This is a genomic window from Pygmaiobacter massiliensis (genome assembly GCF_900199435.1).
GTDB lineage: Bacteria > Bacillota > Clostridia > Oscillospirales > Ruminococcaceae > Pygmaiobacter > Pygmaiobacter massiliensis.
In genome coordinates, this window is the sequence record NZ_OAML01000003.1 from 1,412,789 (window position 1) to 1,434,593 (window position 21,805).

Below are 21,805 nucleotides of genomic sequence, written 5' to 3' on the forward strand. Positions count from 1 at the left end.
AAGTGTCATTTCAAGAAAATAAGCGACACAATTGTGATAAACCACGTGGCTTTCGTGGATTTTTAGGGGTGAGAAGATGAAATTTTGTCGCTCAAAAGCGGATTCAAACATTCGCTAAAAGGTAAGTGTTTGAAAAGAATAGCTTTTTATCTGAGCGAAATTTATAAAATATATCTTCTAAAGGAAAGTTTTCGAATCAATTTAATGCACTGCCTTACTCAGCTGGAAGAATTTCTCTCTTTTTTCTCCTTTGGCTTTTGTAGGCGTGTCTTATATAATGGTAAAGAAAGGATGTGACGCGATTGCTGGAGCTTTTTATTTTATTGCTGTTTGCGGGCGAGATCATTTATCTGGTTTATGAAAACCGCCGCGTCTTGCGCAACCGGGCAAAGCTACAGCATGTGGTTTACGTCAATGGTATCCGCGGCAAATCTTCTGTAACAAGGTTGATTGACGCAGGTCTGCGCGCTGGGGGAAAGCGATGCTTCTGCAAAACCACGGGAACCTTGCCAATGACAATTAATGCGGAGGGGGGCGAACAACAGATTCTCCGCCGCGGGCCGGCCAATATCCGAGAACAGCTTTGGGTGTTGCAACGTGCCGCAGAAAATAGCGCGGAGGTTTTGATAGCAGAGTGCATGGCGGTAGACCCGGCACTGCAAAAACTGTCGCAGCAAAAAATGATGCGTGCTGACATCGGCGTTATTACCAATGTGCGGCTGGATCACACCGATGAGATGGGGGGCACGCTGTCAGAAATTTGTGATTCGCTTTGCTCGATGATTCCAGAAAATGGTGTGGTATTTACCGCAGATGCAATTTTTTATCCGCAGATAGCAAAAAATGCAGCACAAAAAGGCGCCAAGGCGATTCTGGCAACCGCAGAAAATTTACCGGCACAAGCCATAGATTTTGACGAGAACGTAGCATTGGCGTTGGCAGTGTGTGCACACCTTGGCGTGCCGCGCCCGCAAGCATTGCAGGGGATGGCGCATTATTGTAAGGACCCGTATGCGCTTTCCTTGCATCGGTTGCCGGGTGGTGCACTTTTTGTAGGGGCATTATCGGTCAACGACCCACAATCGTCCGAACAGGTGTGGCATCAGATGAAAGAGCGACACGAACTCGCACAGCGCCGGCTAGTGTTGCTGATTAACAACCGACGGGACCGCGGCTACCGCACCGCACATATGCTTTTGCTGGCCAAACGGCTAAAGCCGGACGAGGTATGGCTGCTTGGCGCGGCCCAAAAAGCTTTTGCGCGCAAACTGCAAAAAGTGGGGCCAGTACCGGTGCGCTGCTTTGCCTCCGCTGACGAGCTTGATCTTGCAGCCGATGAAAATATGGTTATTTTTGCTGCGGGCAATATTGCCGCAGAAGGCCATTTGCTAATGGCAAGAGTGAGAGAGGAGGGGGATGCGCTTGTACCATGATATCGTAATTTTAGGGGTTGTACTCAGCCTGATTTATTATGAGTGCACCGGCCTTTCTCCCGCAGGGTTGGTTGTACCGGGGTATATTGCCCTTTGTCTGCAAACACCGGCGCGTATTGGCTATACGCTGGCGGTTGTTCTTGCCACGTGGGGACTCTCAAGGTTGCTTGGCAACGTCACCATTTTATATGGGCGGCGCAGATTTGCGGTTATGATTCTTCTTTCGTTTGCCATCAACTGGGCAATTTTAAAAACAGGTTTGCTGGTACATAACCCCGGGCTTATCGGTGCGTTGGTGCCGGGCATTATTGCACAGGAATTTGAAAAACAAGGCATTGCAAAATCTCTCGTTTCGCTCTCCATCGTTACGGGGATACTGGCGCTTATTATGCTTTGGCTTGGCATACCGGTGTTTCCGGTATGAGCAAAAAACGAGTTTACAGCCTGTTGTTCGCTGCGGCACTTTTGCTTTGGAGCATTGTTGGCGTTGCAAGCACAATGGGCACCCGAGCAAAAACCACCTGCTACGAGGCACAGCTGGATGCCTACCGCAGAATGGAGACTGCCATGCAGGCGGTAAAACACTACAAGCAGGCGTACGGCATCGAATTTTCACCGCTCGATTTGCGTAAAACCGGAATGATTGGCGAAGAGTACAACGGCATTACCACCACGCTTGGCGCGCTGGAAGCTAAGCGCACCACGGCAGACCCCAACATGGCTGCGATGGTCGTTCGTATGTTCACTGAGGCGGGGCTTGCGGCTGGCGACAATGTTGGCGCCGGATTTTCTGGTTCTTTCCCGGCGCTGAACCTTGCGGTAATTGCTGCCTGCGACGCGATGAAACTGAACCTGACCTATATTTCTTCGGTTGGCGCTTCAACCTATGGTGCCAATAACCCGCAGCTGACCTTTCCGGAAATGGCTCATCTGCTCTACATGGACGGGCTGATTTCTACTGACAGCCGTCTTGTGACCATGGGCGGCGACTACGACACCGGGCATGGTATGGATGAGACGCTTGCGGCTGAGATAGAGCAGCGGCTGCAAACCGCAGGACTTGAGTTGATGAAACAGACTGACTATAACGCAAACCTTACCGCGCGCCGCCAACTGTATGAAGCCGCGGGGATTGATTGCTTTGTAGCGGTGGGCGGCAATACCACCTCGCTTGGACAGGGCGAAACAACGGTAGTTGGGCAAGGGCTTTTGGAAAGCACGTTATCGGTCGGGCGAATAGACGAAAAAAGCGGTCTTGTGCAATGGTATCAAGCGCAGGGGTTGCCGGTCATTAATCTGCTCAACATAAAGCAGATTGTTGCTGACTACGCGTTACCGTTTGATCCGCTTGTGACGTCCGTAGCCGGAGAAAGTGCTGTGTTTTATACCACAGCTTATCCTCGTGGGCTGATTACTGCCGCGCTTGCGAGCGTGCTGGCACTGCTGGTCTGGCTTTGGTGGATGCGCCGCCCGGTAGACCCTGAAACCCAGCTTTCCATCGGGGCAAAAGAAAACGGTGGAAAACCCTATGCGGAAAGGGGAACAAGACCTTGGAAAAAATAGAAGTGCGGCGCTTTTATAAAAGAAAATTTACAGTTGGATTGCTGTTGGTAGCCCTCGGCATTTTGATGCCGCGCCTTTTTACCGTGATGCAGCTGCATATTCCGCGAGATTTAATAACGGCAATCCGCGAAGAAAACACGGTATATGTAATGATAGCTGCGCTGAAATTGGTGAGCCTGAATATTCTGCGCTGTCTGCCGCATTATCTCGGCACTTTTATTATGGCCGATTCGATTGTTCTTACACGGGGCGGCAAAGAGCTGCGGTTGGAAAAAGCGGCGATTGTACTGATTATCATTCCACAGGTGTATTTTTTAATTGAACGGCTATTTGATATTCGGTACGATTTTGGCGTGCCCGCGTTTGTGCTGATTGGGCTGCTGCTCTTTCTCGGTAGAGCAGACTATAACCTGGTCAGTCTGCCGAAAAAACTGATGATGGTCACAATGTTTATTTCGGCGGTGCAGTTTCTCGATGTGATGCCAGCACTCTCCGCTTTGCCGGTGGGGCGGGGAGAAACCTCGACAGAAATTAAGTTTACAGCAGCATTTCTCGAGGCCGAAGGCGTGCTGCAATCGATGGCACTGTTGTTTTTTGTGCTGTTTATGCTGGTTGGCCTGCTGCTTTACATGCTGGTGCGAGACGAAAATAATTTGCGCGCAGTAGGCGAACTGAAAAAGCAGAATGAAGAAATGATGATGGAAACCCGCATACGCGTACTGGAAAATCGAACCTATGCCGAAATGCGGCATTTGGTACACGATTTAAAATCTCCGCTTACCTCGGCACAGGCATTGGTGAGCCTTGTGAAGCTGGCCAGTGAACAGCGTGGAGACTTGCAAGAGCAGGTGTACTTACAAAAAATAGAATCCTCGATTGAACGAATGAGCGGAATGATTTCTGAGATTCTCAACGAAAACCATTTTACTCCGATTACTACGCAAAGCTTATTTGACGCAGTGTTGGCAGATATTTCGGTTTCGGAATATGCAAGCTTAGTAGAAGTGTATAACGATGCACCGAATGCTGTGATAGAAGTGAATAAAATTCGCTTTGTGCGTGCACTGGTCAACCTAATTGAAAACGCTTTTTATGCTGTAGATAAGCAATCCGGGCGGATTGGGCTATCCGCAGTGTACAGCAATCAGGAACAGGAACATTATATTATTTTACGCGTGGAAGACAACGGAAGAGGCATTCCGCAGGACGTAATGCAGCAGATTTGGGAAAGTGGATTTTCTACTCGTTCTTCGCACGGGCTGGGGCTAAGTTTTGTCAAGCAGGTTGTTACCAGTTCGGGAGGAACCATCCACATGGAAAGCAGGGCAGACGAGGGAACCGACGTTACCATTGTACTGCCAGAAGGGAAGGAAACAGATGAATAACCGCACACTTACCATTCTTGCCATCGACGATGACGAAGAAATTCGTTTTGCGCTCAAAGCCGTGTTTGACTTTCAAGGCTGGCAAGCCCTAACGGCAAGCCATGTGAAAGAAGGAATTGCGCTTTTTCGAGAACACCGGCCCGACATAGTGCTGATTGACTACCACATGCCAGAAATCAACGGCATTGAGGGGGTGCGTATGCTGCGGCAAATTGGCGGGGATGTGCCGATTATTGTGTTTACGATTGACGAGGACCAGCAGGTGGCAGATCGCTTTTTGGAAGCCGGAGCAAGCGATTTTGCCCTTAAACCCATCAAGGCCCCCGACATTATCAGCCGTATTAAATTGCATGTGCGTCTGATGGAGAGCCGAAAGGCTGCTGAGCCGGTGGCCAAAGGGATTGGCGGTGCAACGTTAGATTTGATTCGCGACTGCCTGACCCGCGCAGGAGAAACCTACCTGACTGCAAATGAGATAGCAGTTGCTACCGGGCTTGCATACCAAACAACCTATCGCTATTTACAGCACCTGGTCGCAGAAGGTGTATTAGAAAGTAAAAGCAGCTATGGTAAGATTGGCAGACCCAAACAAAGTTTTCGATGGATAGAAAAATAAAACGCATATACAATTGAATATATATGCATAAGGCTGGCGGACGCTTTTTAAGAAGTTCGGCAGCCTTTTGTATTTCCATGCGAAGAGAAGAAATGTTTCATATTATGAAAATTGCTTGTTTTAGAAAGAAAAAACTTACATTTCGCCCAAATCAGGAAGAAAAACGGATTTATATTCCAAAAAACGTTGCTTTTTTTAGTCAAACTGCCACGAAAGATAAAAGAGAAAAAATAGACCAAGCTATTTTTATGTGCTAAGATAGGGCTAAGATAAATGTGAAAGATTCGTGATTAATGAAAAAATATTAAGTTTTCTTTCGCGTTAAATGATTAAAAGGAGTATGAGAGAAGATGGGAAAACGTTTTCTAGCACTGGCACTTGCGTGTGCAATGGCTTTATCTTTTGCAAGTTGCGGCGCGGCATCCAGTTCTGCACCGGCAGCCTCCTCTAGCACATCGGGCTCTGCGACCGATGCAAGCTACACCTCGCTGGACGATTTTGTTTTATGGGGGGATGATCTGAGTCTGACCAAAACTGGTCGTGATGCCACCGGCAGCACCGGCGTGGTTTCTGCTGGCAAATATGAGGCATCCAAAATTGGCAAAATCATTATGGAGCAGGGCGGCAACGCAGTAGACGCGGCAGTCGCAGTTGGCTTTACGCTTGGTTTTGCAGAGGCAAATGCAACCGGCCTTGGCGGTGGCGGCTTTATGACGCTGCACATCGCAGAAACTGGCGAAGACCTTTTCATCAACTTCCGTGAGTCTGCACCGGCAGCAGCCACACCGGATATGTGGCAGACCTATACCGATGCAGACGGCAACACCAAAGTTATTGGCAACCAGAACTGGGTTGGCGGCAAATCGGCAGGTGTCCCCGGCTTTGTGGCGGGCCTGCTTTACGCGCTGGATAACTATGGTACCATGACTCGTGAGCAGGTGCTCGCGCCGGTCATTGAGCTGGCAAATAAGGGCCTTACCGTTACCCCGACTCTGGCCAACGACATGAAAAACAGCTACGATAGCCTTACCCTTTTTGCGGAGAGCGGCGAGATTTTTCTCAAAGATGTCGACGGCATGAAACTTCCGTACGAAGTTGGCGAGACGTTCAAAAATCTGGATTACGCCAAGACTCTCGAGCTGATTTCTGAGCAGGGCGCAGACGTTTTCTACAAAGGCGAAATCGCAGAATCCATTGTCGCCAATGCAAACAAATACGGCGGCGTGTTTACGATGGAAGATCTCGCAAACTATGAAGTTGAAGTTATGAAGCCGGTGGTAGGCAGCTACCGCGGTTACGATATTATTTCTTCTCCTTCTCCGTCCTCCGGCGGCACCATCGTGCTGGAGATACTTAATATCCTCGAGAACTTTGATTTGCCCTCGATGGAAGATTGCTCGGCAGAAGAGCTGCACATCATTGCTGAGGCATTTAAGCTGGCTTACGCTGACCGCGGCGAATACATGGGCGACACCAAATTTGTTGATGTGCCCATCAATGGCCTGCTCAGCAAAGACTACGCAAAGAAACTCGCCGGCAAAATCGATGCCGAAGTTGCTCTCGAAAATGTTCTGCCCGACGATCCTTGGATGTTCGAGCACGAAGATACCACACACTACTCGGTAGCCGACGCAAAAGGCAACATGGTCTCGGTGACTTCTACGGTCAATGGCTACTTCGGTAGCAGCGTTGCAGTAGATGGCTATGGCTTTGTACTGAACAACGAAATGGCTGACTTCGTGGTTGGTCCGGATCACCCGAACTCCATCGCAGGCAACAAAACCCCGCTGAGCTCGATGAGCCCGACCATCATCATGAAAGACGGCAAGCCTTTCGCCGTACTGGGCAGCCCGGGCGGCACCACCATCATTGCTACGGTTGCACAGGTTGTCTCTAACCTCATCGACCACGGCATGACCATGCAGGAAGCCGTCGATGCACCCCGTATCTCCGGTTTCCGCAATAACACCATCAGCTACGAAACCCGCATTGGCGAAGATGTCATTGCTGAGCTGACCGAGATGGGCCACATCTGTAACCCGAACGACGAATGGAACCGCAGCTTTGGTTCTGTTAACGCAGTACGTTATGCAGAAGACGGTACCCTTGACGGCGCAGGCGACCCCCGCCGTGACGGTAAGGCACTTGGCTTCTAAATCTTACACAATTTATTAAATTGCTCTTTTTATGGAATAAGCACAATGGGCTTGCCCGTTGTGCTTATTCCCCTAAATAGGGGCATGAGAAAAAAGAGAAAAACCAACAACCACCCATCAGGAGGATATTACGATGATGAAAAAAATGATTGCCGTTGCAATGGCAGCTATGCTCGCACTTTCCATGACCGCTTGCGGCAGCAAACCGGCTTCTTCGGCAGCGGGCAGCACCGCAACAGGCAGCACCGCAACCGTAGAGGGACTGAAAGAGGCCATCGCAGAGCAGCCTGCACTGCTTACCAGCGTAGGCCAGAGTGCTGACGTTGAAATGGTAAAAGTAATGATGGACAAAGCTGAGCTGAAATACAGCATCGACAATATGTCCGACGGCAGCGACCTCGGCGATGCAAAAACGCTGGTGCTTGCCATCGGCGGTTCTTCCAAAGGCCTTGGTGCTGCCGGTATTGACGCAGACCAGGAGATTGCGCGTGTAGAGAAGCTGATTAACGCAGCGGACGAAGCAGGCCTTACCATCCTTGCGCTGCACATCGGCGGCGAAGCACGCCGTGGCGACCTTTCTGATAAATTTATCGCCCCCTGCTTTACCAAGGCAGATTACGCTATCGTTGTTAAAGAGGGCAACAAAGACGGCATGATGACCGAGCTTGCCTCCAAAGCTGGCATCCCGATGGATGAAGTGACTTCGATGGGCGAAGTGCTCACCCCGCTGAAAGCTGCTTTTAAATAAGCACTGCGGTACCGCGCGGCGCGCGGGCAGAGAAAAAACGCTTATTTTCGTGTGTGGCTGCACACGATTCGGAGGTATGAAATGAGTCACGAGTTAATTATTTTTCTCGCGATGGTGGTCACCTTTGCCGCTGGTTGCTTTGCACTGAAACTGCCGGTAAGCATTTCCATGGTGCTTTCCGCAGTTATCGGTGCGCTGGTTGGCGGGCAGGGCATTCCCCTGCGCCATCTCGTTGAGGGCACCTTCTCTTATGTAGACACCGTGCTGGTTATTACCTGCGCGATGATTTTTATGAAGGTGGTGCAGGAATCCGGTGCGTTGGACGCACTGGCTTCGCTGATTATTGAAAAATTCCATAAAGTGCCCGCACTTTTGCTTTGCCTTATCATGCTGGTTATCATGTTCCCCGGTATGATTACCGGCTCTTCCACCGCGGCAGTGCTTTCTGCCGGTTCCATCATGGCACCGGTGCTGATGTTAATGGGCATCCCCGCGCTGGAAACAGCAAGCATTATTGCTATGGGCGGCCTGCTGGGTATGATTGCGCCCCCGGTCAACATCCCTGCAATGATTATCGGTGGCGGTATTGATATTCCCTATGTTGGATTTGAGCTGCCGCTTACGCTGCTTACTTTCCCGCTTGCTATTTTTACCGTGCTGCTATTTGGCTACAAATATGTCAAAAAGCTGGACTATGAAGCAATTAAGCTGAAACTGAACAATGAGCCGCGCGAAAAGTATGGCTTCCGTATCTTTATTCCTATTTTGCTTGCGCTGGTATTGATGGTACTGAACAAAGCGGTACCGTCTTTCCCGAGCCTGGGCATGCCGCTGATTTTCCTCATCGGTGCGGCGGTAGGCCTGTTCACCGGCAACAAAATTAAGGTTGTTACCGTCTGCAAAGACGCAGTGCAGAGTGTTTTGCCAGTACTCGGTATTTTGATGGGCGTAGGCATGTTTATTCAGGTGATGACGCTAACCGGCGTGCGTGGCTTTATCGTAACCAGCTGCCTGAGCCTGCCCAACGGTTTGTTGTACGTGGCAATGGCGGTTGCTATCCCGCTATTCGGTGCAGTTTCCTCTTACGGTGCAGCGTCGGTACTGGGCGTCCCCTTCCTGTTGGCTTTTATGAGCAGCAACCAGATTATCACTGCCTCTGCTATTTCTCTGATTGCAGCACTGGGCGACATGATGCCGCCGACGGCACTAGCTGGCATTTTTGCAGCACAGGTGGTTGGCATGAAAAAATATACGCCGGTCCTTAAAAAGTGCCTTATCCCTGCGCTGGTGCTTATTGTCTGGGCAATTCTGTTTATCATTTTCGCCAACCAGCTTGCACCTTTTATCGTACTGAAATAACAGGAGGTTAACACTATGATTACCCTGATTTACCGAGGCATTATCGGTCTCGTACTGGTATTTACGGTGTGGAATCTCTTCACCGAAGAAAAAGTAACGAACCAGGCAAATGCAGCGCTGGTGGTCATTCCGATGATTCTCAGATTGCTGATGATTAAGTAAGGAGGACAGATGATGAAGAAAAACACCATTACCGGTGCCATCTGCCTCGTGCTTGCTTTGGCGATTGCGACAGTTACTGGCATCAATTTTATAGAGCTTAAAAACCCCGGTGACATTATCCCCGGTCCCGGCGTTTCCGAAGTTCATATGCTTAGCGAATATTTTGACGGCATTGCTGGCACCAACGGCGATACCGAAATCTATGTGATGCAGGGCAAAAAGCCCGGCGGCAAAGTGCTCATTTTGGGTGGCACTCACGGCAACGAGCCTTCCGGCTATATGAGCGCTATTACTTTTATTGAAAATGCAGTGGTGGACGAGGGTACCGTTTACGTCATCCCCTACACCAACCGCAGCGGTATGACGCACAACGATGCTCAGGAGGCTTCGCCTCAGTATATCCACTTTAGCAACAAAGATGGCGCTGTCCGTACTTTCCGCTACGGCTCTCGTGCAACCAACCCAATCGACCAGTGGCCCGACCCGGATGTATATGTGCACGCGGCTTCCGGGCAGACACTTTCCGGCTCTGAAACACGCAACATTAACCGCGCTTATCCCGGTGTGGAAAACGGAAATCTCACTGAGAAAGTGGCATATGCCATTACTCAGATGATCAAAGCTGAAAATGTAAACCTTACCTTTGATTTGCACGAAGCATCGCCCGAATACCCGGTTATTAATGCGACTGTTTCTCATGAAAAAGGCATGAGCGTTGCTTCGGTTGGCCTTATGGAGCTGCAGTTTGCCGGTATTTCGATGGCGCTGGAGCCCTCGCCGGTCAACCTGCACGGCCTTACCCACCGCGAACTGGGCGACTATACCGACACGATTCCACTTCTGATGGAAACCGCTAACGCCTCTCAGGGCCGTTTGCGCGGCGCTACCAACGAAGCGTTGGCATTGACCGGTATCGACAAAGCCTATGAGAAGAGCGCCGAACTCGGCATGCTCTATGTGCCCTACGATGAAAACGGCCACCCGATTGAAGAACGTGTCGGCCGCCACCTGCAAGGCATTATTGAGTATACCAAATCCTACTCAGAACAGTATGCAGACGCACCTGTTAGTTTCAGCAATGTGCCCGGCTATGCAGAACTGTTTACGGATTCTGACGGCAGCGACCTTGGCGGAGCTCGCTTGGGTCAATACCTGAACTAGTGTCCCAGTTAAGCCCCTCCTCATTTTGTGTCCGGACCTGTGCAGAAATAATCCGGAAAAACCGCGCATCTCTCTGTTTGCAGAGCCGATGCGCGGTTTTTGTTTTATATGATACAACTGCACCTTACACTTGAGAGAATATTACTATAACTGCAAAGCAGCCGCCTTCTTATTGAAAGAAAGCGACTGCTTTTAATTATATAATTGATTTGACGGAAAAGACGAGCTTATTTGCTTTTTGCAGGGGTAAATACATATCCAAGCAAAGCGCCGATAGCTCCACCGTAAAAGGTGGAAAGCAGCGGATTGGAAGAAATCACACAGTTGCCGGTCGTGCATCCGACAGAGCGGTACCAAAGAAAGCCACCCAAGGTGCCCAAAAGTGCGAGCAGCAGCATGGGCAGCCAGCGGGGGATGTTGCGTTTCGGTTTTTCGTTCATAAAAAGCCTCCTTTTGCAATAAAAGCCTCACCCAATGCGCTAAGCTTTGGCCTTGCAAATAAGTTGGGTCATCGTACCCATAGGGCAGTAAACACACCAGGACCTGGGTTTAAACAGCAGCATTGTGAGAAAACCAAGCACGGTAGAAGTGAGCATTACACTGTAAAAGCCAAAAGCAAACTGTGCTACCCAAGGGGCGACGCTGCTATGGTAGGCCCAGTGCCAGGGCAGACGAAAACTCCAGAGCAATGTTACTGCCTGGCGCAGGTCGTTTACCTCGGAAAAGACGAGCCAGGTGTTCCAGAGCATTTGAAAAAACATGACAAAAAAGAAAATCAAAAAACCATAACGAAACCATTTGCTCCGCAAAAAGCGTGGCATATCTTTTTTGCGAGAAAATCCGTACCGACCACCCACCAGAGCCAGCAGCTGGCCCCGTCCGCAATAGCGATTACAATATGTCTTGCCGCCCCCAAAAAGAGAAATAACAAGGGGAACAAAAAAGCAGATTAACCCCAGCCATGCAAATAGAATGTTAAAAAAACCGAGGGTGAGATAAAGCAGCGAGGGAATCCATAAAAAATCGTACCAATGCTTTTTCATGCAGGCACCTCCAACAAAGAGATGATGGAAGCCGGACATTCGCGGGCGCACAAACCGCAGCCGATACATTTTTGCACTGCCACTAGAGCGCAGATGCCGTCTGGGACGCTGATTGCATCGCGCGGGCAAACTTTGACACAGCAGCCACAGGCCACACAGTTTTCTGTTTCGACATACGCTTTTTTGATTCGTTTTATAATTGTTTGCACAAGGTTACCTCCCATTGATTGTTTCACCATTGTACAGGAAAAATCACGACGGCTACCGTGACATGGTCACTTTTGTGCGAGGTAGGCTGTTTGAAGCATGGCAAAAGGTAAAAGCCAGCACCTTTCCTTTAAAAGAATGGGTGCTGGCTTTTTGGTTTTGAAAAAGTGGTTATTCGATGAGCCCTGCTTCTTGACGGTGGTGCTTTTTCATGTTGTACATTTCTGCATCTGCCTGTGCGGTAAGTGCCGCTAAGGTCCGAAACTCGGTCGAATCAGAGATGCCATACGAGAAAGAAAAGATTGCAAGATTTTGAAAACGATGGGCAGCAAGACTTTTTACCACTTCCTCTAAAACCAGCCGAAGTTCGGTTTTGCTGCGGTAAGTCAGCAGAATCGTGAACTCATCGCCACCGATACGATAGATGCCAAGGTTTTTAGGGAAGGCCTTTTTCAGCACCTCGGCAATGGTTTGAAGCAACAAATCGCCCGCAGCGTGTCCCTCTTGGTCATTGGTGCGTTTCAGATTATCGGCATCTACTGCAATACAGCTAATGTTATATCGCAAATTGCGTTTTAGCATAACGTCCAGATACTCGGCATCTGACTCGTAGGCATTGCGGTTTTTCAGCCCGGTTAAAAGGTCGGTATAGGCAAGCGTCTCGTACGCTTTTGAGCGTTGCTCCACCTCCCATGCTTTCAGATAAAGCCGAATCAAAAAGAATGCCTGCAATACAACAAAGGTGAAAAAGCCAATTTGCAGGAAGAAGGCAGGCAGCGCAACGTTGGTAAAGTAGTGGATGATGGTATCAATACTGCTGCATACAATAATAGGAACAAGAGAAATGCAGACTTGCCTCCGTTGGCCTGATTGTCGAAAGCGACCAAAAGCAAGTATTGGTACCGTGATGATAACCAAGATCAACAACTGAAGGTGCGCCGCGGGAAGCATTTCGCGAAATTCAATTCCTGCGAATAAAAAAAGCAGGCTCTGAATAGTTGCGTGCAGGGCCGTAGCACAAAGGCACCCGTCAATTACCCTGCGACTACGGTCGGCCAATGCATTCTTTAACACAAGTAGTAAAGGCAAGGGGAGTAGTAAATGGGCAACAAACTCTGCGATATACAGCAGAGTGGTATTGGCGAACAAGAGCTTATTCCAACCAAGCTGGGTGCTGAGATAAATGCTGCAAAGCAGCGAAAATAGTGCCAGTGCCAGCAGGCCGGAATCATTATGGTTGTTTTTACGCAATACCCGATACAAGACCACAAGGCATATGCCGAGTAAAAAAATAATGTTTGTGGCAACCAGGCTGGGGAGATTAAGTAGATAAATTTCGGTCAGAGCATCTGTTTGGAAACAAAGAGTAGGTGCGGTCAATTTAACCGAGGAAATCTGTACCTGGGGCGTAATTACAATGGTAAGTTGTTTTCCCTCCCAATCATCAGGCAAGGAAACGAAAACCTTGCGCGCCCCGTTGGTGCGAGAAAAGTAGACAGGCTCAAACTTTTCTTTTAGCAGCGGCTGATCGTCCAGATACACCTCAAGGTCATAATAATAAGGTGAAAAATAAAGTTCGGTATAGGGATGAGGGCTGCTTTCAGGCAGCGTAAATTGCAGTGTGAGCGGCACGTTTTTTGTCAGGGACAAGCTGGCCGGTAAGCTGACAGTATCGCCAGAAGTAGTGTTTATCCAATTTTCCTGCAGCGGTAAAGCTTGTTTATCGGTAAAAGAAGAATTATCTCTTAACAGGCAGATGGCGGCGAAACCTGTGAGGGCAAATAAGATGAGGAATATTACAATGCGGTCTAGGAGCTTAGGTAAAGATTTCACTTTTTCGCTCCTTCCCTTGCACTCTTTTTTAATGGCAATTAAGATGTCTTAAATTTACCATATTTTTATTGACGAATCAACTTTAGTTATAAGATTTAAAACGTTTTGAATTTTCAGGAAAACGAGAAATAAAATCGCTATATTGACACTTTTTTGCTTTTTTCCACTTCTGGGAATTGACAAAAAGTTTCGTCTAATACTACCATTTTACTAACATAATTTAAGTAGATATTACATTTTTTTCGCTTTACATTATTTGCCTGTTGATGAAAAGGCTCCTTGTTATTATTATTAAAGGTAGTACATAGAAATCGCTCATCATTAATTTAAAGAGAGAAGGCGCTAAAAAATGCAGGAGGAACAGTATTTTTTGACCCAAACGACTTTAATGTCGGAAGAAGGAGAATCGTACATAGCATTTGGCATTCGGGCAGAGAAATCTTCAGCGGCGGTAGAAGATATTTCGACCCGAAAAAATCAGGTGGAAGCCATGGTTTCGTTTTTCAACTTTCGGCATCTTCCCCCCCAGCGATTGACGGAAGCGGTAGAGCAGATGCTGGCACTGGAAATACTTTTTGACCAGTAATGCAAACTTTTGTGCCAAGGCGAAAAACAGTTTTTCCTTTGCTTTCGGCAACGCAAAACCCTCTTACAGAGAGTACTCTCTGTAAGAGGGTTTTTTGCGTGTAATTAAAAAGCAATCCGGTCTCCGCAAAAAAGGCTGCTTTTAGCAAAAAAATTGTAGACAAGAAAAAACAAGCAGTTACACCGTTTGCCCATATGTGTGCTCCTGTGCCCCAAAACAACACGAACCTTGCCGAATACGGCGATGAAAAAGAATTGACTCAGGATAGAAAAATGTTAGGCTAATAAAAAGGTGTCTTTACAGGTAGGTGACGGGATGGAAAAAGAAGAGCTGGCACGGTATGGCAGGCTCTGTATTCGGTTTCGGTGGGTCGCCGCATTGGTCTCTACTTTGGTATTTCTTACCCTTGCGCCGCACCAAAGCGGGCATACGGCAATACGTTTGGTGATTGCTGCAGGGATGTTGTCGGCCTGTGCTTTAGGGAATTATTTATATAAAAAATTGTTTATAGAGCAGGGCAGCAGAACCGTGTTTTATATTACGCTGGGCATCGAATTGATTGCTTACGGCGTTTTTACCTTGCTCAGCGGCGGCGTTGCAAGCCCATACCTTTGGTACTACTTTGGCTCGTTAATGATGTTAATGGCATTAAAGCGTACGGTTGTCGGTACGGTGATTGTTTTTGTATGGTGTACCGCCAGCCTTACGCTGAGCCGTTTTTTTTTGCCAAACGAGATGAGCGCGTTTTATATGGCAGCGAATATCTGCTTTGGGGCCGTTATTGTGCTGGGCAGCAGCGACGTTATCTGTCGTTACGTGCGCAGGCTCAGTGCTTTGCAAGAAAAGCAGCAGGCACTCAACTGTATTCTGCTGCACGAAAAGGAGCTCAATCATCAGGCGATTGACCAGATTACAGACTTGTATAACACGTTTACTTTGTTTGCGATGACGCAGCCAGAACGGGTAATGGCGCAGCTTACTGACACCCTCTGCCGCACCATTGCACCGGAGGGCTGTGCTCTTGTGAAATTTAGCGGAGAGCACGAGGTGGAGAGACTTCAGAGCAACAAAGTATCGGCAGAGGACGCAAAAGTCTTGGCGCATAATTTTTTGGCAGAAGCAGAAGGCGAAAACAAGATGAGCTACCGTACGATGCAAGCTGGCCAAACTTATGAAGTGCAGCCAGTTGGTGCAGCGGGTTGGCTGCCAGCCGGTCTGATAATTTTACCTGTTTCTTCGCACGATAAGACAGAGACAGGGCAAAAAAATTTTTACTTTGAACTCATCGAACTGATTTTTAAAAACCTAGATAGCCAAAAACAACTAGAGGAGTTGATTGTCACCCAGGAAAAGAGTCGCATCACTGACGAGATTCACGATACTGTTATCCAGAGGCTTTTTGGCATTGCCTGCAATCTGAAACGATTGGAACGAGACGCGGGGAATGCGTCAGAAGAGAAAATGAAAGAAGAAATTTGTGCACTTGAGCGCTCTACCGAACAAACCATGAAAGAACTGCGCCAAACCATTTATGGCAAAAGCTTTGAGGGCGAGACCTTTACCAGCCGCTTGCAGGAATATATGCAAGAGATGCAGCGGCTCAGTGATGCCCAGCTGGAGCTAGAGCTGGATGACCGAGTAGAGCAGATGACAAGCGCGCAAAAAATAGCAGCTTACCGTATCATTTGCGAAGGGGTAAGCAATGCTCTGCGTCACGGCAAAGCCACCTATGCAGATGTTTCGATTCGGATGGATGAGAGCAACATTACATTAAAAGTGGCGGATAACGGAGAGGGATTCAAACGGGAAGAGAGCAAACCATTTGAAGGCAACGGCCTAAATAACATCAACAAGATGGTAAAGCTGCTGGCGGGGCAGGTATCCATTGGACCGGGTGAGCCAAAAGGCACCCGGCTTATGGCTCAGATTCCGCTGCATTGATTTTTAGGAGGTAGTTATGGTCCTGATTTTAGATGACCATCCGATTGCCCGTCAGGGGTTGGCATCACTGATAGAACTACATTTTTCGCAAAAAGAAATCGCGCAGGCAGGAACAGTACGCGAAGCTAAAGAGCAAGTGCAGAAAGAAAACGCAGAAGTTGCTTTTATAGATTTGAACCTAGGTGTCGAGAGCGGATTTGATTTTTTAGAGTGGGCACTCCCCAAATATCCGCAGATGAAAACGTTTTTAATCACCTCCTGTTCGCGTAAAAGTGATTTTGAGTATGCCAAGCGTCTAGGGGTGGATGCCTACGTGCTAAAAGATGCATTTGTAGACGAAATTCTTTATGGACTTACCGTAGTGCAGCGGGGAGGAAAATTTTACTCCCCCGCGCTGTTTGACACGCAAGAGCAGTTAAGCCAGGATGAGCGATGTGTGCAGCAGCTGACCAACCGAGAACTGGATGTGCTGATGCTGCTGGGGCAGGGGCTGTGCAACGAAAAGATTTCGAAACAGCTTTATATTTCAGAGGGAACTACAAAGAAGTATGTTGCCGGTATCATGGAAAAACTGAACGCTACAAACCGGGTAGAGGCAGCTTTGTTTGCCAACAAAAACACCTTTTTGCTTCAGCGTGCCTACCAAAGCGCGCTGCTGGAAAATAGAAGAAAGGAGAGGGTTGTTTGAAGCGGCAACGTCGTACCATGATAAAAGCAGTAACGGTGGTATTGCTGGTAGCAGGCTTTTCTGGCATTGGCACCGCGTATGCTTACTGGACGGACCAACTGAATATCACAGCTTCGCTGAAAACGAGCAACTTTGGCCTGCAGTTTGCACCTGCACAGCAATGCGGCGTTCGGTTGCAACAGCCGGGGCTTGAGCAGGAAACAGGAGTTAAGGCTACGTTGACCGGAGATGGCCGAAGCCTGCTCATAAATTTCGATGAAGGATTGCCAGAGGCCTTTCTGCAAGGGCAGTATCTGGTTGTAGAATATCCATTGATTCAGCCGGAGGCAGGCAGCGCGCCAGTAGCGGCAAAGGAAGCAAACCTGGCAGAACCGGAGATGAAAGCGGCACTTACCGCAGAAAATTTTGTGCTTCGGTTAGGCGAAAAAGAGTACCCACTGAGTAGCTGCCCGGAGGGCATCCCCGCCGCGCTGGAAGTGCAGGCTACTCAAGGTATTGCGTATGCTAAAAGCGGAGAAGCCATCGGTACTCTTTACCTGAAGCTCACAGAAGAAAGTGTCGCGCTGGCGAAAATGCGGGAAAAAGCAGTAGTCCTCCCCGCGAGCACTCTGCCGGAAGAAATACAGGGCCAAGAGGGCGCGCTTGCCGTACAATATCGGCTGCAGTTGCCGCTTGCCTTTACCCAAGGGGCATAAATTGCAAAACGGGCCCAATTGTGTAATGGAGGTTCATCCAAACATGCTATTTAAAAATCGAAAAAAAGCTTTGGTGGCTTTTATTTTAGTTTTTTGTGCTGTGCCAACTGCCCTGGCCTACTGGACAGCACAGCTGGAACTGGACGGCACAGGCGAAATTTGCTACCCCGTGAAAATCGAGGCGGCGGCTGCAACGAAAAAACAGCCAGTGGCTGAAGTTGCTGTACCGGATGCGCTGCCTACGCATCCACAGACAACACCGCAGCCTAGTGCATCCACAGCGACAGACTCTTCTCCGGCGCAGCAGACGGCAGAACCGAGTGCAGTGCCCAGCGCGGAGCCTGGCATAGTCCTCAATACACCGGAGCCTACGGCTGCACCGGAACCGGATATGACCCTCACGCCGGAGCAACCCGCAGTGCAAGAAGCTGCCCCGCCTGCGAATGGGCAATTGCTGCCTATGGCAGATATGGCTGCTTAGTGCGTTGCTGTACTGGAGGAGAAAATGATCAGCACGAAAAAATACGGCATTACGGCAATCGCAATTTTTTTGCTGTTTGCCGGTTTTTCTGCACCGGCATGGCAAAGGCTGATGAATTTTTCGGTTTTTGCCATGCCGATTTGCTGGGTCAGCCTTTTTTTGCTTGTGCAATTTGGGCTGCCCCAGCTGGGTACTTACGGTAAACTGGTTCATCGTGGCACCATGCAAAGTTGTGCGGTGCTGGGCGCGCTGATGAAACTGGCGCTCTGCTTTTTGCTGGCGGCCTTTTTAAAAGAGCTTGCCCCATCACCGTACGACCATACCCCTCTGGGTGTTCTCTACAATTTGCTGGCTTTACTGCCGCTATTGGCCGCACGGGAAACAGTGCGGGCTTATGGTCTGGGCCTTGCGATTTACCTGCCCCGCTGGCGGGTGCCGCTTATGGTGTTTACTACCTTGCTGCTTACGGCAACGCAGTGGAACTGGGCAAAGCTCACGGGTTCGGGCAAATCTCTTTTTATTGCGGTGTGCAGTGAAACGTTGCCGGTGCTTGCAGAAAATTTGGCTGCATGTGTGCTGGTGTGGTATGGCGGGCCGGCAACAAGTATGCTATACCTCGGCATTTTGCAGGTGTTTGAACGAATTTTTCCGGTGCTGCCGAATCTGGGCTGGCTTGCAAAAAGCGCCATCGGTATTTGCTACCCGGTATTTTTTGCGCAAATTCTAAAAGCGCGCTATGAAGTTTTGAACCACGAGGTACTGCCAGACAGAGAAGAGAATTTTGGCAGCTACATTGCCAGCATATCCGCAGCGGTGCTGTTTTGCTGGTTTTGTGTCGGGGTGTTCCGTTACTATCCGTCCGTGGTTTTAACCGGCAGTATGGAACCGCTGATTCAGCCCGGAGATGCAGTGGTAATTCGGAAACTGAAAACAGAAGCAGAGCTGGAACAACTACGAGAAGGCGATATCATCAATTTTAAAAGAGAGGATATCACGATTACACATCGCATCCTCACCATAAAAAAGGACGAGGCTGGCAACCTCTCTTTTGTAACCAAAGGCGACAATAACGATTCGCCCGACCAGCAGGAAGTAGCCCCAAATGATATTCAGGGCACCGTAGAAAAAATTGTGCCAAAAGTAGGGATGCCGGTACTTTTGCTGAAAAGCCAGGAGGAAATTCCGGAAGGGGTAGTGGAGAATGGAGCAAAATAGCACGGCAAAGGCCGTAGAAAAAACAGAAATACCGATGATTGCAGATAGCGCCGAGCGGGTAATGAGAGGAGCAGAAAAAGCGCCTAAGCGCGCACTGAGCGCGAAAAATAAGTTGATAGCGCTCGCAGCAGCTGCCGGGCTGGTATGTGGCGGTGCTGCATTGCTGTTTACAGGCAGCCAACGTGCCCCGGTGACAACACAGCAACCGTTGTACCAAGCGCAAATTACAGTAGACGCTGCTTACCGGGTTCACCTGATAGCCAACGAGCTGTACCCGCAGGAGTGGATGGAAGAAGGCAGCGTGTATTCGGAAAAGCTAACAGATTACATTGAACTAATCCCTACAGCAACACTGGAAGGCAGCGGAGAGGCCGCGATAACTGGCAGATACGAACTGACTGCCGTACTGGAAGGCTACCGTACCGTAAACGAAACAAAGCAGGTGGTTTACAGCCAAAGCTATTCGCTGCAAACGGGTAGTATCAACCAGCAGGCAGTGCAGGCAAAAATGGAAGCCCCGATTCGCATTGTACCGGCGGAATACCGCGAGAAGGCCGCACAGGCAGACGCAATTTTAGATACCAGTCCCAACCGGGACTTCTATCTGCTGTATCAGGGGACTTTTTCTGCGAATACGCCGGATGGCGCTACCGAAAAAGAGTTTAGCTACCAGTTTCATATTCCGCTGGGCAAAGGCAATGATCTTTATGAGTTGGCAAAGTCCGAACCCACAGCCCTTACAGCGGATATTTCCACTGAAGTGACAACTCCGGGCCACCCGGATGCTGCGAAAATAGTATTGGGTGCCGTTTGCCTTGCGGCTGGCGCTGCTGTGGCTTGGTATGTGCTGCGTAGAACCCGCCCGCAGACGCCAGAAGAAAAATACCGCGACAGCCTGCGTGAAATTTTAAGAAAATACGGCAGCCGCATGGTGAACATTCATCAAATGCCGCCCACAGAAGGGCGAGAGCTGCTCAAGGTGGAAGAAATCTCTCAGCTGATTTTGCTCTCGGAAGAGTTGCAGCAACCGGTGCTTTATGCGGCTGATCTTGCGGGCCTTGCCAAAGAGGGTTTGTTTGGCGTGCTAAGCGAAAACCGGTGGTACCTTTATTGCCACCCACACATTACTACTTAAGTAGTAGTTAGCCCGATGCTTTTGGGGTGAATTGATTGGATATTTTGGCCCTCAAAAAGGGGCAGAAAGTGCGCTGTGGAAAATCAAAACCTTTCTTATAATAAAGATACAAACTTTTTGGGAGGTTTTGAAATGAGAAAAGCAAGCAAAAAATCAGTCATCGCCGGTGTTCTGGCATTTTCCATGATTTTAACCGGTACCGGGTACGCATACTGGACCGATACCCTGAATGTAACTACTAAGGCCACCACCGGTGATTTGGATGTCACCTTTGTTGACTTTGGTTTGTATGCTCAGTATAACAATGAGCTCGGAGCAGCTAAAGAGAATGGCTGGAGCATCATCGATGGCATCAAAGGAGCCAACGGCGAAAATAGTAACTATGTAAAGAGTGATTATTTTAGACGTGGCACCTATTACAATAGAATTGCAGACGCAAATGCTTTAAAAAGCTATGCAAAGCGCACCGAGGGATACCATAGTGTGACCATTGACCCCCAAACCACCAAACTGGATGATGCGACTCCTCTCACGGCGGACGAAAAGGTGAATAAGGTTTATCCGGAGGGCACTCTGCACAGTGATAAAATTGCAATCTCTCTTAATAATCTCTATCCGGGCTATGCACAGGCATACCGTTCCGATATTATCAATATCGGCAACCTTGCAGCCAAATTGAGCAATGTGAAATTTAGTGTTTCGGGCATTGACAAAGCTCACGTAGATGATATGCTGGGTGTTGCACTGCTGGTAGACCATGAGACTGGGGGAAATAGCGACGGCGATACTTTCGCACTCTGCAAAGAGCTAGCTGTTAAAGCTGGTCCCGGGTCCACATTTACGGTAGGTGGTGTAGAGTTTCTGCGCTTGTCTGCCTTTACTAACTTGAGTGAGGCAACTATTGCTCAAGTGTGTGAACACAATACTTTGCTCTGCAAACCGAATGATGAGCGTTTGGACCTTTTCCTGGCCGTTGCAATGGATCCCGATGCCCAGGGTGTTTATACCAGCGGCAACGCTCAAAAAATGAGCGGAATCAGCGATGAGCTTTCCCAGCGGGGCAATGCAACCCTTTCTATAGATCTTGCATGGGATCAGTTTAATTCTGGCAAAGAAACCGCGAATGTTCCGGGAAATATCTTGCAAAAGCAGAACAGTAACACTCTTAGCTAATCGGTTGTTCTTGTTGCAACACTTAGTTGAAAATTTTTGCTAAAACACAGCCGAACAACAAAAAGTTCGGCTGTGTTTTTGTTTGGGTACATTTACCGATGAGTATGAAAGTTAAGAAGGAGTGCTGATGCGATAGGGAGCCAACATTTGCTGTTCTATGCTAATCTCGACGATTCTGCTGATTGTGCCTATCGGAAAAGCAGGTTATAATAACATAAAAGAGAT

Annotated in this window: 22 protein-coding genes; 18 read left to right on the plus strand and 4 right to left on the minus strand. The window is 48.8% G+C overall.

Annotated features, from left to right (window positions below; all coding sequences use genetic code 11):
- Nucleotides 1-302 precede the first annotated feature (302 nt).
- From pgsB to C1A11_RS11400, 10 genes are all read left to right on the plus strand, one after another.
- Nucleotides 303-1,433, plus strand: coding sequence for a poly-gamma-glutamate synthase PgsB (gene pgsB / locus C1A11_RS11360; protein ID WP_180950336.1), 1,131 nt, complete (start codon nucleotides 303-305; stop codon nucleotides 1,431-1,433).
- Nucleotides 1,417-1,857 carry a poly-gamma-glutamate biosynthesis protein PgsC gene (gene pgsC, locus C1A11_RS11365; RefSeq protein ID WP_242965918.1) on the plus strand — a complete coding sequence of 147 codons (441 nt, stop codon included), beginning with the start codon at nucleotides 1,417-1,419 and terminating at the stop codon, nucleotides 1,855-1,857. The genes pgsB and pgsC overlap by 17 nt, the downstream gene beginning before the upstream one ends.
- On the plus strand, nucleotides 1,854-2,996 hold the full coding sequence (gene pgsW, locus C1A11_RS11370) for a poly-gamma-glutamate system protein (RefSeq protein WP_102050568.1): 1,143 nt from the start codon (nucleotides 1,854-1,856) through the stop codon (nucleotides 2,994-2,996). The genes pgsC and pgsW overlap by 4 nt, the downstream gene beginning before the upstream one ends.
- Nucleotides 2,984-4,381, plus strand: coding sequence for a sensor histidine kinase (locus C1A11_RS11375; RefSeq protein WP_102050569.1), 1,398 nt, complete (start codon nucleotides 2,984-2,986; stop codon nucleotides 4,379-4,381). The genes pgsW and C1A11_RS11375 overlap by 13 nt, the downstream gene beginning before the upstream one ends.
- Entirely contained in the window at nucleotides 4,374-4,997 is a 624-nt protein-coding gene (locus tag C1A11_RS11380; RefSeq protein WP_102050570.1) for a response regulator, read from the plus strand. Before C1A11_RS11375 ends, C1A11_RS11380 begins: the two co-directional genes overlap by 8 nt.
- A 350-nt stretch (nucleotides 4,998-5,347) precedes the next feature.
- Nucleotides 5,348-7,153: a gamma-glutamyltransferase gene (ggt, locus tag C1A11_RS11385; RefSeq protein WP_102050571.1), complete on the plus strand. Its 1,806-nt coding sequence runs from the start codon at nucleotides 5,348-5,350 to the stop codon at nucleotides 7,151-7,153.
- A 133-nt stretch (nucleotides 7,154-7,286) separates the two neighbouring features.
- Nucleotides 7,287-7,901 (plus strand): DUF6305 family protein, encoded by a 615-nt coding sequence (locus C1A11_RS11390; RefSeq protein ID WP_102050572.1) that lies wholly within the window; start codon nucleotides 7,287-7,289, stop codon nucleotides 7,899-7,901.
- An 81-nt stretch (nucleotides 7,902-7,982) separates the two neighbouring features.
- Entirely contained in the window at nucleotides 7,983-9,260 is a 1,278-nt protein-coding gene (locus C1A11_RS11395) for a TRAP transporter large permease subunit (protein WP_102050573.1), read from the plus strand.
- Between the two features lie 15 nt (nucleotides 9,261-9,275).
- A complete protein-coding gene (locus tag C1A11_RS13870; RefSeq protein ID WP_180950337.1) occupies nucleotides 9,276-9,422 on the plus strand; it encodes a hypothetical protein in 147 nt (48 codons plus the stop codon).
- 9 nt (nucleotides 9,423-9,431) lie between these two features.
- Nucleotides 9,432-10,583, plus strand: a complete 1,152-nt coding sequence (locus C1A11_RS11400; protein ID WP_242965919.1) for a M14 family metallopeptidase — start codon at nucleotides 9,432-9,434, stop codon at nucleotides 10,581-10,583.
- Between the two features lie 227 nt (nucleotides 10,584-10,810).
- Here C1A11_RS11400 and C1A11_RS11405 read toward each other — a convergent pair whose 3' ends face one another.
- The 4 genes from C1A11_RS11405 to C1A11_RS11420 all read right to left on the minus strand — a co-directional run bounded on the left by C1A11_RS11405 (nucleotide 10,811) and on the right by C1A11_RS11420 (nucleotide 13,666).
- The gene (locus C1A11_RS11405) at nucleotides 10,811-11,023 is read right to left on the minus strand and encodes a hypothetical protein (protein ID WP_102050575.1); all 213 of its coding nucleotides are present in this window, start codon (nucleotides 11,021-11,023) and stop codon (nucleotides 10,811-10,813) included.
- 39 nt (nucleotides 11,024-11,062) lie between these two features.
- Nucleotides 11,063-11,626 (minus strand): 4Fe-4S binding protein, encoded by a 564-nt coding sequence (locus C1A11_RS11410; protein WP_102050576.1) that lies wholly within the window; start codon nucleotides 11,624-11,626, stop codon nucleotides 11,063-11,065.
- Complete coding sequence (locus C1A11_RS11415) at nucleotides 11,623-11,835, minus strand: 4Fe-4S binding protein (RefSeq protein ID WP_341458148.1); 213 nt, start codon at nucleotides 11,833-11,835, stop codon at nucleotides 11,623-11,625. Before C1A11_RS11415 ends, C1A11_RS11410 begins: the two co-directional genes overlap by 4 nt.
- Nucleotides 11,836-12,004: 169 nt before the next feature.
- Entirely contained in the window at nucleotides 12,005-13,666 is a 1,662-nt protein-coding gene (locus tag C1A11_RS11420) for a GGDEF domain-containing protein (protein ID WP_102050577.1), read from the minus strand.
- 349 nt (nucleotides 13,667-14,015) lie between these two features.
- Between C1A11_RS11420 and C1A11_RS11425 the strand changes: the two genes are divergently transcribed.
- From C1A11_RS11425 to C1A11_RS11460, 8 genes are all read left to right on the plus strand, one after another.
- A complete protein-coding gene (locus tag C1A11_RS11425; protein ID WP_102050578.1) occupies nucleotides 14,016-14,252 on the plus strand; it encodes a hypothetical protein in 237 nt (78 codons plus the stop codon).
- Nucleotides 14,253-14,567: 315 nt separating this feature from the next.
- The gene (locus C1A11_RS11430) at nucleotides 14,568-16,193 is read left to right on the plus strand and encodes an ATP-binding protein (protein ID WP_102050579.1); all 1,626 of its coding nucleotides are present in this window, start codon (nucleotides 14,568-14,570) and stop codon (nucleotides 16,191-16,193) included.
- A 16-nt stretch (nucleotides 16,194-16,209) separates the two neighbouring features.
- Nucleotides 16,210-16,881: a response regulator transcription factor gene (locus C1A11_RS11435; RefSeq protein WP_102050580.1), complete on the plus strand. Its 672-nt coding sequence runs from the start codon at nucleotides 16,210-16,212 to the stop codon at nucleotides 16,879-16,881.
- On the plus strand, nucleotides 16,878-17,576 hold the full coding sequence (locus tag C1A11_RS11440) for a hypothetical protein (RefSeq protein ID WP_102050581.1): 699 nt from the start codon (nucleotides 16,878-16,880) through the stop codon (nucleotides 17,574-17,576). The genes C1A11_RS11435 and C1A11_RS11440 overlap by 4 nt, the downstream gene beginning before the upstream one ends.
- A gap of 43 nt (nucleotides 17,577-17,619) precedes the next feature.
- A complete protein-coding gene (locus C1A11_RS11445; RefSeq protein WP_102050582.1) occupies nucleotides 17,620-18,057 on the plus strand; it encodes a hypothetical protein in 438 nt (145 codons plus the stop codon).
- 24 nt (nucleotides 18,058-18,081) lie between these two features.
- Entirely contained in the window at nucleotides 18,082-19,272 is a 1,191-nt protein-coding gene (locus tag C1A11_RS11450) for a signal peptidase I (protein ID WP_102050583.1), read from the plus strand.
- Entirely contained in the window at nucleotides 19,259-20,407 is a 1,149-nt protein-coding gene (locus C1A11_RS11455) for a DUF5305 family protein (RefSeq protein ID WP_102050584.1), read from the plus strand. The genes C1A11_RS11450 and C1A11_RS11455 overlap by 14 nt, the downstream gene beginning before the upstream one ends.
- Nucleotides 20,408-20,539: 132 nt before the next feature.
- Nucleotides 20,540-21,580, plus strand: coding sequence for a hypothetical protein (locus C1A11_RS11460; protein WP_102051080.1), 1,041 nt, complete (start codon nucleotides 20,540-20,542; stop codon nucleotides 21,578-21,580).
- Nucleotides 21,581-21,805: the final 225 nt, after the last annotated feature.

What these genes read in the sequence shown, in the direction of transcription:
- ggt (WP_102050571.1), top strand. Translation starts at nt 5,348, where the DNA reads ATGGGAAAACGTTTTCTAGCACTGGCACTTGCGTGTGCAATGGCTTTA.
- C1A11_RS11430 (WP_102050579.1), top strand. Translation starts at nt 14,568, where the DNA reads ATGGAAAAAGAAGAGCTGGCACGGTATGGCAGGCTCTGTATTCGGTTT.
- C1A11_RS11445 (WP_102050582.1), top strand. Translation starts at nt 17,620, where the DNA reads ATGCTATTTAAAAATCGAAAAAAAGCTTTGGTGGCTTTTATTTTAGTT.
- C1A11_RS11450 (WP_102050583.1), top strand. Translation starts at nt 18,082, where the DNA reads ATGATCAGCACGAAAAAATACGGCATTACGGCAATCGCAATTTTTTTG.
- C1A11_RS11395 (WP_102050573.1), top strand. Translation starts at nt 7,983, where the DNA reads ATGAGTCACGAGTTAATTATTTTTCTCGCGATGGTGGTCACCTTTGCC.
- C1A11_RS11425 (WP_102050578.1), top strand. Translation starts at nt 14,016, where the DNA reads ATGCAGGAGGAACAGTATTTTTTGACCCAAACGACTTTAATGTCGGAA.
- pgsW (WP_102050568.1), top strand. Translation starts at nt 1,854, where the DNA reads ATGAGCAAAAAACGAGTTTACAGCCTGTTGTTCGCTGCGGCACTTTTG.
- C1A11_RS11410 (WP_102050576.1), bottom strand. Translation starts at nt 11,626, where the DNA reads ATGAAAAAGCATTGGTACGATTTTTTATGGATTCCCTCGCTGCTTTAT.
- C1A11_RS11460 (WP_102051080.1), top strand. Translation starts at nt 20,540, where the DNA reads ATGAGAAAAGCAAGCAAAAAATCAGTCATCGCCGGTGTTCTGGCATTT.
- C1A11_RS11390 (WP_102050572.1), top strand. Translation starts at nt 7,287, where the DNA reads ATGATGAAAAAAATGATTGCCGTTGCAATGGCAGCTATGCTCGCACTT.
- C1A11_RS11435 (WP_102050580.1), top strand. Translation starts at nt 16,210, where the DNA reads ATGGTCCTGATTTTAGATGACCATCCGATTGCCCGTCAGGGGTTGGCA.
- C1A11_RS11400 (WP_242965919.1), top strand. Translation starts at nt 9,432, where the DNA reads ATGATGAAGAAAAACACCATTACCGGTGCCATCTGCCTCGTGCTTGCT.
- C1A11_RS13870 (WP_180950337.1), top strand. Translation starts at nt 9,276, where the DNA reads ATGATTACCCTGATTTACCGAGGCATTATCGGTCTCGTACTGGTATTT.
- C1A11_RS11455 (WP_102050584.1), top strand. Translation starts at nt 19,259, where the DNA reads ATGGAGCAAAATAGCACGGCAAAGGCCGTAGAAAAAACAGAAATACCG.
- C1A11_RS11405 (WP_102050575.1), bottom strand. Translation starts at nt 11,023, where the DNA reads ATGAACGAAAAACCGAAACGCAACATCCCCCGCTGGCTGCCCATGCTG.
- C1A11_RS11380 (WP_102050570.1), top strand. Translation starts at nt 4,374, where the DNA reads ATGAATAACCGCACACTTACCATTCTTGCCATCGACGATGACGAAGAA.
- pgsC (WP_242965918.1), top strand. Translation starts at nt 1,417, where the DNA reads ATGCGCTTGTACCATGATATCGTAATTTTAGGGGTTGTACTCAGCCTG.